Annotated in this window: 16 protein-coding genes; 4 read left to right on the top strand and 12 right to left on the bottom strand. The window is 61.3% G+C overall.

The features are described 5' to 3' along the window. The 3 genes from KHQ28_RS26545 to glpC form a co-directional block, all read left to right on the top strand. A partial coding sequence (locus KHQ28_RS26545) for a (2Fe-2S)-binding protein (RefSeq protein WP_211777740.1) occupies positions 1–546 on the top strand: 546 nt, incomplete at its 5' end. After that, a complete protein-coding gene (gene glpB, locus KHQ28_RS26540; RefSeq protein WP_032418623.1) occupies positions 536–1,795 on the top strand; it encodes a glycerol-3-phosphate dehydrogenase subunit GlpB in 1,260 nt (419 codons plus the stop codon). The genes KHQ28_RS26545 and glpB, both read left to right, overlap by 11 nt. Then, positions 1,792–2,970 (top strand): anaerobic glycerol-3-phosphate dehydrogenase subunit GlpC, encoded by a 1,179-nt coding sequence (gene glpC, locus KHQ28_RS26535; RefSeq protein ID WP_002913041.1) that lies wholly within the window; start codon positions 1,792–1,794, stop codon positions 2,968–2,970. The genes glpB and glpC overlap by 4 nt, the downstream gene beginning before the upstream one ends. A gap of 21 nt (positions 2,971–2,991) precedes the next feature. On the opposite strand, the gene yfaU is transcribed toward glpC, so the two are convergent. From yfaU to KHQ28_RS26500, 7 genes are all read right to left on the bottom strand, one after another. Then, a complete protein-coding gene (gene yfaU, locus KHQ28_RS26530; protein WP_004899554.1) occupies positions 2,992–3,795 on the bottom strand; it encodes a 2-keto-3-deoxy-L-rhamnonate aldolase in 804 nt (267 codons plus the stop codon). A 14-nt stretch (positions 3,796–3,809) separates the two neighbouring features. Further along, positions 3,810–5,099: an MFS transporter gene (locus tag KHQ28_RS26525; protein WP_002913045.1), complete on the bottom strand. Its 1,290-nt coding sequence runs from the start codon at positions 5,097–5,099 to the stop codon at positions 3,810–3,812. A 42-nt stretch (positions 5,100–5,141) separates the two neighbouring features. Further along, entirely contained in the window at positions 5,142–6,347 is a 1,206-nt protein-coding gene (gene rhmD / locus KHQ28_RS26520) for an L-rhamnonate dehydratase (protein ID WP_004175029.1), read from the bottom strand. Positions 6,348–6,357: 10 nt separating this feature from the next. Further along, complete coding sequence (locus KHQ28_RS26515) at positions 6,358–7,143, bottom strand: IclR family transcriptional regulator (protein ID WP_002913046.1); 786 nt, start codon at positions 7,141–7,143, stop codon at positions 6,358–6,360. Between the two features lie 204 nt (positions 7,144–7,347). Further along, positions 7,348–8,514, bottom strand: coding sequence for a nicotinamide mononucleotide deamidase-related protein YfaY (locus tag KHQ28_RS26510; protein WP_211777739.1), 1,167 nt, complete (start codon positions 8,512–8,514; stop codon positions 7,348–7,350). Between the two features lie 102 nt (positions 8,515–8,616). Then, complete coding sequence (locus KHQ28_RS26505; RefSeq protein ID WP_002913070.1) at positions 8,617–9,159, bottom strand: YfaZ family outer membrane protein; 543 nt, start codon at positions 9,157–9,159, stop codon at positions 8,617–8,619. Positions 9,160–9,433: 274 nt separating this feature from the next. Further along, the gene (locus tag KHQ28_RS26500) at positions 9,434–10,375 is read right to left on the bottom strand and encodes an Rpn family recombination-promoting nuclease/putative transposase (protein WP_004180717.1); all 942 of its coding nucleotides are present in this window, start codon (positions 10,373–10,375) and stop codon (positions 9,434–9,436) included. Positions 10,376–10,512: 137 nt separating this feature from the next. Here KHQ28_RS26500 and nudI point away from each other — a divergent pair, with 137 nt between their 5' ends. Continuing rightward, positions 10,513–10,938: a nucleoside triphosphatase NudI gene (nudI, locus tag KHQ28_RS26495; RefSeq protein ID WP_004184975.1), complete on the top strand. Its 426-nt coding sequence runs from the start codon at positions 10,513–10,515 to the stop codon at positions 10,936–10,938. A gap of 55 nt (positions 10,939–10,993) precedes the next feature. Here the strand turns inward: nudI and menE are convergent, their stop codons facing one another. The 5 genes from menE to KHQ28_RS26470 form a co-directional block, all read right to left on the bottom strand. Beyond that, the gene (menE, locus tag KHQ28_RS26490) at positions 10,994–12,370 is read right to left on the bottom strand and encodes an o-succinylbenzoate--CoA ligase (protein ID WP_032418621.1); all 1,377 of its coding nucleotides are present in this window, start codon (positions 12,368–12,370) and stop codon (positions 10,994–10,996) included. Further along, a complete protein-coding gene (menC, locus tag KHQ28_RS26485) occupies positions 12,367–13,332 on the bottom strand; it encodes an o-succinylbenzoate synthase (protein ID WP_032418620.1) in 966 nt (321 codons plus the stop codon). Before menC ends, menE begins: the two co-directional genes overlap by 4 nt. After that, positions 13,332–14,189: a 1,4-dihydroxy-2-naphthoyl-CoA synthase gene (gene menB, locus KHQ28_RS26480; RefSeq protein WP_002913098.1), complete on the bottom strand. Its 858-nt coding sequence runs from the start codon at positions 14,187–14,189 to the stop codon at positions 13,332–13,334. The genes menC and menB overlap by 1 nt, the downstream gene beginning before the upstream one ends. Before the next feature lie 14 nt (positions 14,190–14,203). Further along, the gene (gene menH / locus KHQ28_RS26475; RefSeq protein WP_004899572.1) at positions 14,204–14,962 is read right to left on the bottom strand and encodes a 2-succinyl-6-hydroxy-2,4-cyclohexadiene-1-carboxylate synthase; all 759 of its coding nucleotides are present in this window, start codon (positions 14,960–14,962) and stop codon (positions 14,204–14,206) included. Then, a partial coding sequence (locus KHQ28_RS26470; protein WP_228298296.1) for a thiamine pyrophosphate-dependent enzyme occupies positions 14,959–15,703 on the bottom strand: 745 nt, incomplete at its 5' end. The genes menH and KHQ28_RS26470, both read right to left, overlap by 4 nt.

The following is a 15,703-nucleotide window of genomic DNA, read 5'->3' as shown; positions in this document are numbered from 1 at the left end:
GCCGAGTGGGCCACCGACGCCGTCTGTCGTAAGCTGGGAAACACCACCCCCTGTACCACGGCCGAAGCCCCGCTGCCCGGTTCACAGGAGCCAACGGAAAGTACCCTGCAAAAGATTATCTCCCTCCCCACCCCGCTGCGCGGCTCGGCCGTCTACCGTCACGGCGATCGCACCCCGTCCTGGCTTGGCGACAGCCGCCAGCACCGTAGCCTGGTCTGCGAATGTGAAGCCGTCACTGCCGGTGAAGTGAAATACGCGGTGGAAAACCTGGCGGTCAACACCCTGCTCGACCTGCGCCGCCGCACCCGGATTGGCATGGGGACCTGTCAGGGGGAACTCTGCGCCTGCCGCGCTGCCGGCCTGCTACAGCGCTTTAACGTCACCACGCCCGCGCAGTCGTTAACCCAGCTCTCGGAATTTCTCAATGAACGCTGGAAGGGCGTGCAGCCCATCGCCTGGGGCGATGCGCTGCGCGAAAGCGAATTCACCCGCTGGGTCTACCTCGGCCTGTGCGGATTGCCACAGGAGCACCGGGATGAAGTTTGATTGCGCGATTATCGGCGGCGGGCTCGCCGGCCTGCTGTGCGGGCTGGCCCTGAATCAGCACGGCCTGCGCAGCGTCATCATCAGCCGCGGGCAGAGCGCGCTGCATTTTTCCTCCGCATCGTTAGACCTGCTCTCGGCGCTGCCCAACGGCGATCACGTCACTGACGTCGCACAAGGTCTGCAGCAACTCGCTGAACAGCTTCCTGAACACCCTTATTCCCGGCTCGGCGCCGAGGCGGTACTCGAATACGCTACGCAGGCCGAAGCCCTGCTGGCCGCCTGCGGCGCGGTGATGCAGGGCGATGCGCGCCGGCCGCACCGGCGGGTAACGCCGCTGGGGACGTTGCGCCCGGCATGGCTGTCGCCCCTTGAGGTGCCTGTGGCGCCCCTGCCGTCGCAGGGCGCCTGTCTGGTGGGGATCAGCGGCTTTGCTGATTTTCAGCCGCATCTCGCCGCCGCCGCGCTCGGTCAACACGGAGTTACCGCCGCGGCGGTGGAAATCGAGTTACCGCTGCTGGATGTGCTGCGTGACAACCCGACCGAGTTTCGCGCCGCCAATATCGCCCGCGTCCTGGATGATGAGAATATGTGGCCGGCCCTGCATGCAGCGCTGCTACCGCTGGCGCAGCAGTATGACCTGCTGATCATGCCCGCCTGTTTTGGCCTCGCCGACGATCGCCTGTACCACTGGCTGCAGGCGCGTCTACCCTGCCCGCTGCGTCTGCTGCCGACGCTGCCGCCTTCGGTTCCCGGGATGCGTTTGCATTCTCAGCTGCAACGCCAGTTCATTCGCGAGGGCGGCGCCTGGCTCGCAGGCGATGAGGTGGTGAAAATCAGCCATCGACAGGACGCCGTCGAGGCGGTCTGGACGCGAAATCACGGCGATATTGCGCTGCGTCCGCGCTTTACCGTGCTGGCCAGCGGCAGCTTTTTCAGCAACGGTCTTGTCGCCACTCGCGATAGCGTGCGCGAGCCGATCCTCGGCCTCGACCTTCACCAGACCCTGCCACGGGAAAGCTGGTACCAGCGCGATTTCTTCGCCTCACAACCGTGGCAGCGCTTCGGCGTGAAAACCGATGCCCTGCTGCGCCCCCTGCTGGGCGGGCAGCCGTTCCATAATCTGTTCGCCATCGGCTCATTGCTCGGCGGGTTCGATGCCATTCAGCTCGGCTGTGGCGGCGGCGTCTGCGCCGTTACCGCGCTGCACGCCGCCAGACAGATCCACGCCCTTGCCGGAGGCCGGCCATGAACGATACCCGTTTTGAAAGCTGCATTAAGTGCACGGTCTGTACCACCACCTGCCCGGTAAGTCGGGTCAATCCGCGCTATCCCGGCCCGAAACAAGCGGGGCCGGACGGCGAACGCCTGCGTCTGAAGGATGGCGCGCTGTACGACGAGGCGCTGAAGTACTGCATTAACTGCAAGCGCTGCGAGGTCGCCTGCCCGTCGGATGTGAAAATTGGCGATATCATTCAACGCGCCCGGGCACAGTACGGCCAGCAAAAGCCGACCCTGCGCGACGCCATCCTCAGCCATACCGACCTGATGGGTACCCTTTCCACCCCCTTTGCCCCCCTGGTCAACGCCGCCACCGGCTTAAAACCGGTGCGCCGTCTACTCGACGCGACGCTCAACATCGATCACCGGCGTACGCTGCCGAAATATGGTTTCGGCACCTTCCGCCGCGCTTACCGCCAGCTCGCCGCCCGTCAGAAGCAGTACAGCGAACAGGTGGCTTTCTTTCATGGCTGCTACGTCAACTATAACCATCCACAGTTGGGTAAAGATCTGATTCGCGTCGTCAACGCGCTGGGTACCGGGGTGCAGTTGTTATCAAAAGAAAAATGCTGCGGCGTACCGCTGATCGCCAACGGTTTTTTCGACAAGGCGCGTAAGCAGGCGCAGAGCAACGTCGCCGCGATGCGGGAAAACACGCTACCGATCATTGCCACCTCCTCGACCTGCGCCTTTACGCTACGTGATGAATACCCCCATCTCCTCGATGTCGATAACAGCGATCTTCGCGATCGGGTCGAGCTTGCCACCCGCTGGATCTGGAAACAGCTGGCTGCCGGCAGGACGCTACCGCTGCGCCCGCTGCCGCTGAAAGTGGTCTATCACACCCCGTGTCATATGGAAAAGATGGGCTGGTCGCTGTATACCCTCGAGCTGCTGCGGCTGATCCCCGGCCTGCAGCTGGAGGTGCTGGATTCCCAGTGCTGCGGCATCGCAGGCACCTACGGGTTTAAAACTGAGAATTACGCGGTATCCCAGGCTATCGGCGCCCCGCTGTTCCGTCAGATTGAGGAGAGCGGGGCCGACCTCGTCGTCACCGACTGCGAGACCTGCAAATGGCAGATTGAGATGTCCACCAGCAAACGCTGCGAGCATCCGCTGACGGTGCTGGCGCAGGCGCTCGTCTGAGCCCAGCGCCAGCCTGTGCCGTCAATAGCTCGTTTTCTCTTGCGGCTGGGCGCTGTCAGATTTAAACATCGCCAGCCGGCGGTCCAGCGCCTGGGTATACAGCATGGTATCCACCCCGACGGCGACAAAGTTGGCCCCCCAGGCAAGACATTTTTCCGCCATCGCCGGGTCGACCGCCAGAAATCCGGCCGCTTTCCCCGCCGCGCGAATGCGCCGGATGCTCTGCTCGATCACCCGCTGCACGTCAGGGTGACCGGCATCGTCCGGGTAGCCCAGCGAGGCGGAGAGATCCGCCGGACCGATGAACACCCCGTCAATGCCGTCCACCTCGAGAATAGCGTCCAGGTTCTCCAGCGCGGTTCGGCTCTCGACCTGAATCAGCAGACAAAGTTCGTCATTTGCCTCCGCCATATAATTCTCCACCCTTCCCCAGCGCGCCGCTCTCGCCACGCCGGCGCCAACGCCGCGGCTCCCGATGGGGGGATAACGGGTCGCTGAGACCACCTCCCGAGCCTGCTCGGCGGTATCGACCATCGGCACCAGCAAGGTTCTGGCGCCAATATCCAGCACCTGTTTTATCAGGCTGCGGTTGCCCTCGACCGGGCGAATGACCGGCTGGCTGGCATAGGGGGCAATCGCCTGCAGCTGATGATAAAGGTCCTGAATGGTGTTCGGGGCATGCTCGCCGTCGATCAGCAGCCAGTCGTATCCCGACGTCGCAGCGATCTCCGCCATGTAGGATGAGGTGGAGCTCAGCCACAGGCCGATTTGCGTCTCACCGCGTAATAATCCCCGTTTGAAGGGGTTAGATAACAGTGCGTTCATAGCGATTCCTTTATTCAATGCTGTACGCTGCCGCGCTGGGGTACCGCGCGGGTAAGGCTCAATGAAAAGATAATGACCACCCCGACAATGGCGACGCCGGCCAGGGTTAACAGTCCGGCGGCGCTGCTGGCGAACAACGTTTCGGCCTGCACGCGCACGATCGGCGCCAGAAAACCACCGATGGCGCCAAACAGGTTAACAAAGCCAATCCCTGCGGCCAGCGCCGTGCCGGACAGCAGCTGCGTCGGCATCGTCCAGAAGACCGGCTGCACGGCGATCACCCCGACCGCCGCCACGCACAGCGCGATGATAGCCAGCACCGGCGCCACCAGTCCGGACACTGCAATCCCGACCGCCGCCGCCAGCAGCGTCAGGGCGGCAATATTGCGTCGCTCGCCGGTGCGATCGGAGTAGCGAGGGATAAGCCAGGTGCCAAACAGCGCCGCCACCCACGGGATGGCCGTCACCACCGAGGCAACGAAGCCGACTTTGGTGCCCAGCAGCGCAGCAACCTGGGTGGGCAGGAAGAAAATCAGACCATAGACCGCCACCTGAATGGTCAGATAAATCAGCGCCAGCTGCCAGACCCGCCCGTTACGCAGCGCATCGGACAGGCGCGAGGCAATCTTTTTCTCCTCCTCGCGCGCCAGCTCGCTTATCAGCGCCTGTTTCTCCGCTGCGCTCAGGAAGCGGGCATGCTGCGGCGAATCGTCCAGCCAGAAGAAGGTGAACGCTCCCGCGGCGACGGCGAGCAGGCCTTCAATGACAAACATCCAGAACCAGCCGGGATGGCCCATAAATCCATGCATCTCCAGCAGCGCACCGGATAAAGGCGATCCCAGCGTCAGGGCCAGCGGCGCGCCCATATAAAACAGCCCCATAATGCTGGCGCGGTTTTGCTGGGGAAACCACTGTGAAGTGAGGTAGATCATTCCGGGAAAGAAGCCCGCCTCCGCCGCGCCCAGCAGGGTACGTACCAGCAGGAATTTCGCTTCCGTATCCGCCCACGCCATCGCCGCCGACAGCACGCCCCACAGCAGCGTGGTGCAGCCGATCCATCGCCTGGCGCCAAATTTGCGCATCAGCAGATTGGCCGGCACCCCGAGGAAGGCATAGACCACAAAGAAGATACCGGCCCCCAGCGCGTAGGCCTCATTGCTGAGTCCGGTATCCAGCTGGTAGGTCTCTTTGGCGAAACCGATATTAGAACGGTCAAGAAACGCCAGCACGTACAACGCTAGCATAAAGGGGATTAAGCGGGCGCGGTTTTTCTTCACCACGCTCTCCAGCAGAGTGTTGCTCATCATAATATCCTCAGGCGCGGGCCGCCGGGCGGCCCGACGCAATCAGTGTTGATAAGGACGCTTCAGGTTGCAGTCGCGATTGAGCTCGACGCCAAAGCCGGGTTTATCCAGGACCGATTTATGAATGCGCCCTCTCTCCGGCACCGGCTCGCCGAGCAGGATCGGGTCGAACTGCGGGCGCAGCGTGGCGCAGTCCGGACTGGTCATCAGAAACTCACTGAACGGCGTGTTGGTGAAGGTGATCACCGCATGATGTGAGTAAACCGACGAGCCGTGGGGCACTACCAGCTGCCCGCGCGCTTTGGCGATGGCCGCGATCTCCACCAGAGTGGTTAAGCCGCCGCACCAGCCGACGTCGGGCTGCATAATATCGATGCCGGTTTCCGACAGGGTGCGGAAGGACTGCAGCGTGCCGTGGTGCTCGCCGCTGGTCACCATCATCCCGGCAGGCGCCTGGCGCTTCAGCTCGCGATAGCCTTCATACTGCTGCGGCGGCAGGCACTCTTCGATCCACTTGAGGTTATAAGGGGCGCAGGCATGGGCAAGTTTGGTGGCATAGTTAACGTCCTGGCTCATCCAGCAGTCCAGCATTAACCAGAAATCCGGGCCGCATTTTTCGCGCATATCCGCCACCATGGCGACGTCTTTGCGGATCCCGGCGTCGCCATCGTGCGGCCCCCAGTGGGTAGGCATTTTGCCGCCGATAAAGCCCATCTCCTGCGCCAGGTCCGGACGTGCGCCGGTGGCATAGAACTGGATTTCGTCGCGCACCGCCCCACCCAACAGTTTGTAGACCGGCAGGCCAACCACTTTCCCGAAGAGGTCCCACAGCGCCAGGTCGACACAGGAGATGGTATTCATCACCAGGCCGCCGGATCCCGCGTAGTAAAGGGTGGCGTTAAGCATCTGGTCATGGATCAGTTTGATATCGCTGACGCATTTGCCTTCGATAAAGCGGTTGAGATGTTTTTCGACGATAAAGCAGCCCATCTCCCCGGCCGTCGACACCGCAAAGCCGGTCTGTCCGTTGTCGGCTTCCACTTCCACAATCAGCGTCCCCAGCACGTTGATGCCAAACGACTGCCGGGACTGCTCATACTGTTTATATTTGCTCATCGGGGTGGCGATATGATCGTCAATCCAGTGGTTAGCCCCCTGGTCATGGTAATCGCCGCCGCCGGCGCCCTGCTCTGCTGTGGCGCCGCCGATGAACCAGGCGCGGACGTGTTTAATTTTCGGTAGGGTCATGATGTTCTCCTTATGATGAGGCGAGTTGTTCGAAGGGGCTTTTCCACCCCAGCAGACGTGAAATATCTTTCGCGCAGGCAATCGCCTTACCAGCCAGGTAATCGCGATTGTCTTCATTGATTTGCAGACGGGTACCCACCACCGAGATGGCGGCGGTCAGGTCGTTATTGGCGTTAAATACCGGGGCAGCCACGCAGCGCACATCCGGATAGTCCTCGCCATTATCAAAGCTCCAGCCCCGGGCGCGGATCCGCCCCAGCTCCTCCCGCAGCTGCTGAGCATCGGTGATGGTCGTTGGCGTGGCCCGCTCCCACTGCAGGTCTTCGATAATCGACGCCTGAACGCTGGCGGGCTGCCAGGCCAGCAAACATTTGCCGATCCCGGAGCGGTAAAGCGACAGGCTCTTACCCTCATGCGAGCGCACGCTGATGGTGGCGGGAGACTCAATTTTCAGAATGTAGTAGGCGTTACCCTGATCGATAATGCCCAGATGACAAAGCAGGCCGCACTCATCCATCAGCCGGGTGAGGCGCGGCCGCGCCAGCTCGCGCAGGTCCATTTTGCTCAGCGCCTGCCCGGCCAGCTCCACCAGCTTGGTCCACAGGCAGTAGTTATCCTGATTATCCATACTGATGAAGCGCTGCTTTTTCAGCTCGCCCAGCAGCAGATACACCGTGCTTTTCGGGATCCCCAGCTCCGCTATTATCGTCGCCGCGCTGCAGGGGCCGATGCGGCCAATTAAATTGAGGATCTCAATCGCGCGGGTCAGCGCCGGGACTTTCGTTGATTCCAACATACTGGACTCCAATCCTGAATACTGGAATCAGTGTTGCGATTGTCCGGGCGGTAAAGTGTGAGCGACATCGCGGGGCAATCGTTTTCCCGTATACTGGACCGTTCGCAGCAGAAAATTGCGACTTAACGCACAGAATTTTTTCAGAAGAGTACAACAGGTTGGACGACCGGCGCCCCGAGGATACGGTGCGCCGGGGGGAATGACTTACAGCGAGAGGGAATCCACCACGTTAATCCAGCCATGTTCGCTGGCCAGCGGTTGGCCATTCAGCCAGCGACGCAGCATGTTTAACGCCATCATAGCGCAGACTTCCTGGCGTACCGCCAGGCTGTGGCGGGTGGCGCTAAACTTCACCCGCAGTGCGAAGGTGCCGTCCGGGGTGGCCAGGGCCACGTTAAGATGATCGTTTTCCTGACCGCTCACCGCCAGAGCCAGGCCGGCAAAATGGTTTATGCGCCGCTCGGCCGCCCAGCGGGCCGCCTGCGCCAGCGTCTCCTCCTGCGCCGGAACGACTTCGCTGGCCAGCAGCGGCGCGCCGGCGCGGGACAGCTGGAGCGCCAGCAGGCCGCTGGTAAACTGCTCGCTGAGCGTCAGGCTCAGCTGCCGCTCCTGCAGACAGCGGGCGATTTGCGCGGGTAACCCTTCCGTACCTTCGAAAATCAGGCTGTCGCCAGCCACCTTACGCACCTCCGGCCACAGGGCCAGCATGGCGTCGCGCTGGTTGGCCGGTCCGGTTAGCTTGAGTTCAATGATCGGCATCGACGAGCGGTAACCCATCACCACGCCCGGAGGCAGCGTCAGCGGATTAAGACTTTGCGCCAGCTCGCTCTCCGAGCGGCCAAAGGTGGTCAAACGCAGGCATACCGGCGGGTCCGGCAGCGTAAAGCGCTGGCGCAGGCGCGGTAAAATTTCCTGCTCGACCATCACCTTAAATTCAGAGGGGACCCCGGGAGTGAAAAACATCAGGCAGCGGTTGAGCTGGATGGCAAAGCCACAGGCCGTACCGACCGGGTTGTTGATCATCTCAGCGCTGGCCGGGATTTCCGCCTGCTTACGGTTGCTTTCCGCCATCGGCCTGCCGCGCTCGGCAAAAAAGCGGGTCATGGTTTCCAGCCACTCCGGATGCAAAATAAGCCCTTCGCCTTTCGCAGTGGCGGCGGCCAGCGCGCTCAGGTCGTCGCTGGTTGGGCCAAGGCCGCCGTTGACGATCAGCACATCCGCCTGTTCGCTGCGTTCGCGCAGAATCGCCACCAGCGCATCGAGATTGTCGCCAACGGTATTGCGGCGCGTTAACGGTAAACCCTGATTAAAAAAGAAATCCGCCAGCCATGCCGCATTGGTATCAACGATTTGACNNTCCACATTCAACATTGCTCACTCCTTGCCTGCCAGGTGAGAAATACTATAACGCAAAGCGGGATGCTGACGAGGAGGAAAATCTGGCGCAGCAAGAAGATGCCGCGCCGGAAGAGATTAGAAGCTGGCGCTGGCGCCGATGTATGGGCCGTCGGCGATGGTGTTATCGCGGTTGCCATCTTTGCCCGCCAGGTTCAGGTAACGGTAGCCGGCCTGGATGCTAAGCGGACGCATAATGGTCCAGCTGGCGCCGACGTTGGCTTCCTGGTAGCTATCAATGCCGCTGGAGAGCGAATCCGGAGAGTAGTAATAATCGCCGTACAGGCGGAAGCTGTCGCCGATTTTCCACTGCAGGCCGCCGCCGACCGCGGCCGCATAACCTTCATCGCCCTGTTTCGGATTGGTGTAAATACCTTTACCACCCACGGTCGCGAGGAACGGCCCCAGCGGAATATTGAGTCCCAGGCCTAAACCCGCGGCGTCGCCGTCGTTATCGCTGTGCAGCCAGTTACCCGAAACGGCCAGGCCGGTGGACTCGGTGCCGAAGCCGACGCCAAGGTTGGTGTAATGCTCGCCGGCTTCACCGGTAACGCTAATCGCATGGGCCGCCGAAGAAACCATCATCACGCCCGCCAGCGCCATAAAAATGCTTTTTTTCATTATTTACTCTATCCAGAAAATTAAAATCAAAGAAGTCCCGAAAAAACCTGAAAATTCTACTGCGCACCCATCAGGAATCAATGACCTGGCGAAATGAATTTTCACAAGAGTGTAACCAGTTGCGTATTTTTACGGCATCGAGCGTTGCCAGAACCACGAACAGCCTATTCAACGCCAGTAATATTCATGTTTATTATGATTAACGCTGACACATTGACGAAAACAGAGAGCTGGCGCCGCACGATCGGCGCGGCGCGGGTGGATAAGGGAATAATTAATGCTGCAGCCGGGCCAGACATTCCGGGGCGAGGCCGGTCAGTTTCGCCACCAGCGACAGGTCGAGTCCGTTAGCAAGCATCGCCCGGGCGATACGCTCCGCGGTCTGCTGCTCACCTTGCTCGATACCTTGCTGTAGACCTTGTTCAAGACCTTGCTTTAATCCTTGCTGATGGCCGCGTTGTTCCAGAAACTGGGCAATATTCATTAGCGTCTCCTTATGCGGCCGCCGGGGGACGTTTTGCGCAAGATGGCGCAAAAAAGCAACCGGATCGGCGGCGTTTCCTGCCTGTAATAAATAGTGCAACAGCGTCTTAAGCTGCCTGCGGCTAGTGTATCCCAGCGCCAGGAGCCTGACCAGCTGCTCATGCAGGTCCATCAAATCCCGCTGGCGAATATGCTTCTGCAGCAGCTCCAGCATCGCCACGCGCCGGTGGCGCATGATTTCATCGTCCGGGGTGCTAGTGATATCAATTAAGGGAAAATCTTCACCATAGATCCGCCGCGCGATGTCCGGATCGGCAAAGCCTGCCAGCCAGCACATCGGGTAAGGCCAGGGAGAAACGCGACCATGATAAAACAGCAGCGGGATCACCAGCGGCAGCTGCGTATGCCCTTTATCCAGATGACGCTGCATCGCGGCTATCGCATAGCGCATCAGGCGAAATGCCATATGGCGGTCCGCCGAGCTTTGGTGCTCTATCAACAGATAGATATAGCCCTCCCCCGCCTGCGTTTGCAGCGAGTAAAGGATATCGGAATGACTCGCCCGCAGTTCGTCGTCGATAAAGCTCCCGGACTCCAGCCGCAGCGTGTTCAGGTTACATAACGCGCGCAGCGGTGCGGGAAGGTGAATGTCCAGAAAATCCCTGGCCGTCGCCCGATGCGACAGCAGGTGTTTAAATACAGCATCGTGGGGGGAATTCGTCGCCCTTTCCATGGCGGTGCTCCATACAATCATTTTTGCTTAACGTAGCACTCAACAAGACCTGAACTGTATTTCGCTTGCAGTTTACCGAGGCGGCTCGCAAACTATTTCACCAGCATACCGCCCCATCCCTCTGCAGGAGAAAACCCATGCGCCACAGGACGATTGTTTGCCCGCTGATCGAGAATGAAGGCCATTATCTGCTTTGCAAAATGGCCGCCGACCGCGGGGTTTTTCCCGGGCAATGGGCCTTATCCGGCGGCGGCGTGGAGCCAGGGGAACGTATTGAAGAGGCGCTGCGGCGGGAAATACGCGAAGAGCTCGGCGAAAAACTCATCCTTACCCATATCGCGCCATGGTGCTTTCGCGACGATACCCGCGTCAAAACCTACCCCGACGGGCATCAGGAAACGATCTACATGATCTATCTCATCTTCGACTGCGTGAGCGCCAATCGCGATGTGACGATCAACGAGGAGTTTGACGATTACGCCTGGGTCAAAGCCGAAGATCTCAAAAACTACGATCTTAATGCCGCCACCCGCGTTACTCTCAGCCTGAAAGGGCTACTTTAGTCCAGCATACCGCGTTCAACCCACCCGGCGTTATGCCGCGGGATAATGCGGGTGGCTACGATACGGTCGCATGCGTCTGCTGCCTGACCCACTCGCACAGCGCCCGGCGCGAAATCTTAATCCCGCCGTTTTTTAACGTTTCCGGCAACCGCAGCCAACGCACCGGCTGCTGAAAACGCGCTAACCGCTCAGCGCTCCATGCCGCCAGCGCGCTCAACTCGCAGCCGTCATCGCATTCCACCACCGCTACCGGGCGCTGGCCATATTCCGCATCATCCAGCGGCACGATAAACACCTGCTGTACCTGTGGATGGGCGAGTATCACACGCTCGACCTCTTCCGGTTGAATACCTTCTCCACCGCTAAAAAAGAGGTTATCCATTCGCCCAACAACCGTCAGCCGACCGTTATGCAATGCTCCGCGATCGCGCGTCGCAAACCAGCCTTCATTGTTGGTTAATGACAACAATTGACCATCCCGCCAGTAGCCTGCGGCCATACTCGACGCCCGCAGCCAGATCTCGCCGGCGACTATTTTCACCTCTCGCCCCGGCAGCGCTTCGCCAACATCCGCAGCGCCGTCGGCCTCTTTGGCACACACGGTGGAGGCGAATTCGGTGAGGCCATAGCCGCAGAAGCTGCGTATGCCCTGCTTTCGCGCCCGTTCAGTCAATTCGACCGGGATCGACGCGCCGCCGAGCAGCACCGCCTTGAGGGAAACCGCAGCATCATCATTCAGCAGGCGCCATAGCTGAGTCGGCACCAGCGAAGCATGGGTACAGCCGTGCAGCATCTGCGCCAGCGGCTGTTTGTCACGTACCGTGAGTCGCGCGCCGGCCAGCAGCCAGCGCCAGACGATCCCCTGACCGGAGACATGGAACAACGGCAGCGACAGCAGCCAGTCATCTCCTGCGGCAAACGGCATCAGCGCCAGCACGCCAGCCGCGCTGGCCAGATGGGCGTTGGCGCTATGTACCGCCGCTTTCGGCAGGCCGGTTGAACCGGAGGTCAACGTCATCGACACCAACCGATCGCCATTCCAGCAAGCAGCATGCTCGCCCTCGACCAACTGCAGGGTTAACATCGGTAAATTCCCCGGCAACACATCGCCATTCAGCACCAGCTGATGCTGCATGGTTAACGCGGGTAACAACGCCTGCAGCAACACCGCTGGCAGCTGCGGATTCAGCGGCAGCACCCGCGCCCCGCACTGCAGCAGCGCCAGCCATGCCAGCAGAGTTTCCGGCTGGTTATAGGCCCGGAGCGCCACGCCCTGCCCTTCCATTACGCCCTGCGCGGCAAAACCAGACGCCAGCGCGTCAACCCGCGCGCATAGCTCCCGCCAGGTCAGCGGCTGGTTATTCAGACGTAAGGCGAGGGCCTCTCCGCGCCGCTGACGCCAGTGCCGCCAGGGCCAGTCGTTAAAGGTCACAGCAGCGGCTCCAGCGCAGCAATGTTGAGCACCGGCAGCGTACTTTCGGGCCATGGCCGTACCAGCTGGGCGCCCATCAGCGACAGCGTATCCAGCCCAGGAATAGTCTGCGGCGTCAGCCAGGCGGCAATCCGCGCCAGCTGGGTTAAGCCGAGACTGGACTCGATCGACGAGCTGATCACTACGCTCAACCCCAGCGCATGCGCCGCGGCGACCTGTTGCTGCACCTTCAGCAAACTGCCGGTTAGCGTCGGTTTGATCACCACCGCACGCACCCCCGGCTCGGCGACAAAGCGGAAATCCGCCTCGCGCAGGCTTTCATCCCAGGCGATAGCGATCCCTGTCTCGCGGCTAAAGGCCCGAGAATCCTCCCGCGTTTTGCAAGGTTCTTCAAGAAAAGCAATGCGCTGGCGGTACGCCGGATTAACGTATTTGGCGAACTGTTGCGCTTTGAGCGGCGTCCAGGCGCGGTTGGCATCGAGCCGCAGCTGCAGGTCGGGGATCGCCTCCAGCAGCAGATTGACCACCATACCGTCGCGGACCGCCTCCCAGAGGCCAACTTTGACCTTAGCGACCTTCTCGCCGGGCATCGCCGCCAGTCTGGCGAATAGCTCATCCGGATCGCCGGAGCAGAGCGGCGCCGCGCGATAATCCGCGGCCTGCGGTAGTTCGCCGCCAAGCTCCGCCTGCGCGCAGCTGATGCCAAACGCGACGGAGGGCTGCGTGGGAAGCGGCGGCTCGGCGCCGTCGCGCCAGGCCTGTGCCCACGCTAACAGCGCCATTTGCGCCTCTTCCAGCGTCTCGACACTGAATCCCGGCAGGGGAGAAATTTCGCCCCAGCCTTCGCGTTCCCCCTCCTGCAGGCGGATGAACAGCCCGTCGCGGGTTTTTAACCGCCGCTCGCGCAGCACCACGCCCGCGTCCATCGGTATCTGCCAGCGGTAAACCTGCGAAACGCGCATTATGGATTCCGTTTAAATTTGCTGAAGTCCGGCTGACGTTTCTGGTTGAAGGCATTGCGGCCTTCCTGCCCCTCTTCCGTCATATAGAACAGCATGGTGGCGTTGCCCGCCAGCTCCTGCAGACCAGCCTGGCCGTCGCAGTCGGCGTTCAGCGCCGCTTTCAGGCAGCGCAAGGCCATCGGGCTGTTCTGCAGCATTTCACGACACCAGCGCACGGTCTCTTTTTCCAGATCCGCCAGCGGTACCACGGTATTCACCAGCCCCATGTCCAGCGCCTGCTGAGCGTCATACTGGCGGCACAGGAACCAGATTTCGCGCGCTTTTTTCTGCCCGACGATCCGCGCCATATAGGAGGCGCCCCAGCCGCCGTCGAAAGAGCCGACTTTTGGCCCGGTCTGGCCGAAGATGGCGTTTTCCGCCGCGATAGTCAGATCGCACATCATATGCAGCACGTGACCGCCGCCGATAGAGTAGCCGGCCACCATCGCGACCACCGGTTTCGGGCAGGTGCGGATCTGACGCTGGAAGTCGAGCACGTTAAGATGATGAACGCCGGAGTCGTCCTGATAGCCGCCGTAGTCGCCGCGGACTTTCTGGTCGCCGCCGGCGCAGAAGGCTTTCTCACCTTCACCGGTCAGCACGATGACGCCGATATTGTCGTCATAGCGGGCATCCGCCAGCGCCTGGATCATCTCTTTGACGGTCAGCGGGCGGAAGGCGTTGCGCACCTGCGGACGATTAATGGTGATTTTGGCAATCCCGTCAGTCGATTTGTGATAGCGAATATCGGTATAGCCTTCGGAGCAATCGTGCCATTCAACGGGGGCGTAGAGCATTGCTTCATCAAGAGAGATCATAGAATGTCCTTCAGTTAACTTGCCAGAATCTGCGCCAGACAGGCAATCACCGCCGCCGGGTTGTCCCGGTGCGCGTTGTGTCCGGCATGGTGAATAAGATGGAGATCCGCCGCGAGCGTCTGCGCGATGGCGCGAAACTTCGCGTCGCGCTCGCCGCACAGGTAGTGAAAAGGAAAATCGCGCGCCTGCAGAGACGCGCGCAGATCGGCCTGCGCGGCAAGGGAGGTTGCCTGCAGCATCGCCGCCAGCGTCGCGCCGTTGTTCCGGCTGCGTAAGGCGACCAATGACTCACGCTGCGCGGCATTCAGCGAAGCGAAGACCGGCTGCTGATACCAGTCGGCAAAGACCTGCTCAAGCGGCTCGCGGCGAAAACGTTCCGCCCAGGCGCTGTCATTGCTGCGCCGCGCCTGCCGCGCCTCTGCATCCTGCAGGCCCGGATGGCCGCCTTCAACGATCAGCCCGCGCATGCCTGCGCGCGGCTGGCTGGCGAAGTTCATTGCCACCCGGCCGCCCAGCGAGTAGCCGATCAGCCAATACTTATGTATGTTGTAACTATTAAACATAGACTGCAGCAGAGTATTGACCCCGGCAAAGTCCTGCACCGCGATATCCGCGGAGCCGCCGTGCCCCGGCAGATCGAGGTACAGCCGCGGCCAGGCGGGAAAGGCGTCGCCCACTTTCCGCCACTCGTTGCGGTCGCCGGAAAAACCGTGCAGAAACACCAGCCAGGGATAGCCCGGCTGGCCGTTGTCGACAGCAGCGCTGAGGATCACAGGCGACTTACCTGCGCCAGCAGCTGCTGGAGGGTCTGCGCGCCGTCGGTCTCATTGACCGCCAGCTCAATCACCGTCGCCCCTGCCCTGCGCCAGGCGCCGGCCAGCGCCTCATCCAGCGACGGCCAGTCATCAGGGCGATGATAGGCCAGGCCGAACATCGCCGCCGCGTGGCTGAAATCCACGTCCTGCGGCATTAAATAGAACTGACGGCGTTCGTCCTGCGGCGTCGGCAGCATAGAAAAAATCTGCCCGCCGTTGTTATTCACCACGATCAGCACCAGCGGCGCCGACGCCTGGCGCAGCAGGGCCAGCGAGTTGAGATCGTAGAGCGCGGAGAGATCGCCAACGATGGCCAGCGTCGGTCGGGCGCTGGCGCGCTGCACGCCGGCCGCAGTGGCGATCAGGCCATCGATGCCGCTGGCGCCGCGGTTGCTGTAGACCGGATACCCGGCCGGTAGCTGCGCCAGGGCGTCGATCAGGCGCACCACCAGGCTGTTGCCAACAAACAATTGGCCCTGCTCCGGCAGATAGCCCCGAATACGCTGCGCCAGCTGCGCTTCGCCAAAAGGCTCGTTGCTGGCGACTGCAGCCTGCCACGCCTGCCCGGCAAGCTGTGGGATCACCGTCGCCCACGGCTGGCGTTTCTCCGCCGGATGTAATTCGAGCCAGCGCTCAACGCTTGAGAGCAGACGGCGACCGCGGTGCTGCGCCGGGTCGAGGCGACCGGGCAGATTATCC

It is taken from the genome of Klebsiella sp. 28, from assembly GCF_018223905.1.
Taxonomy (GTDB): domain Bacteria; phylum Pseudomonadota; class Gammaproteobacteria; order Enterobacterales; family Enterobacteriaceae; genus Klebsiella; species Klebsiella pneumoniae.
Note: the sequence above shows the minus strand (reverse complement) of the source record. Positions and strands in the feature narration are given on the sequence as shown.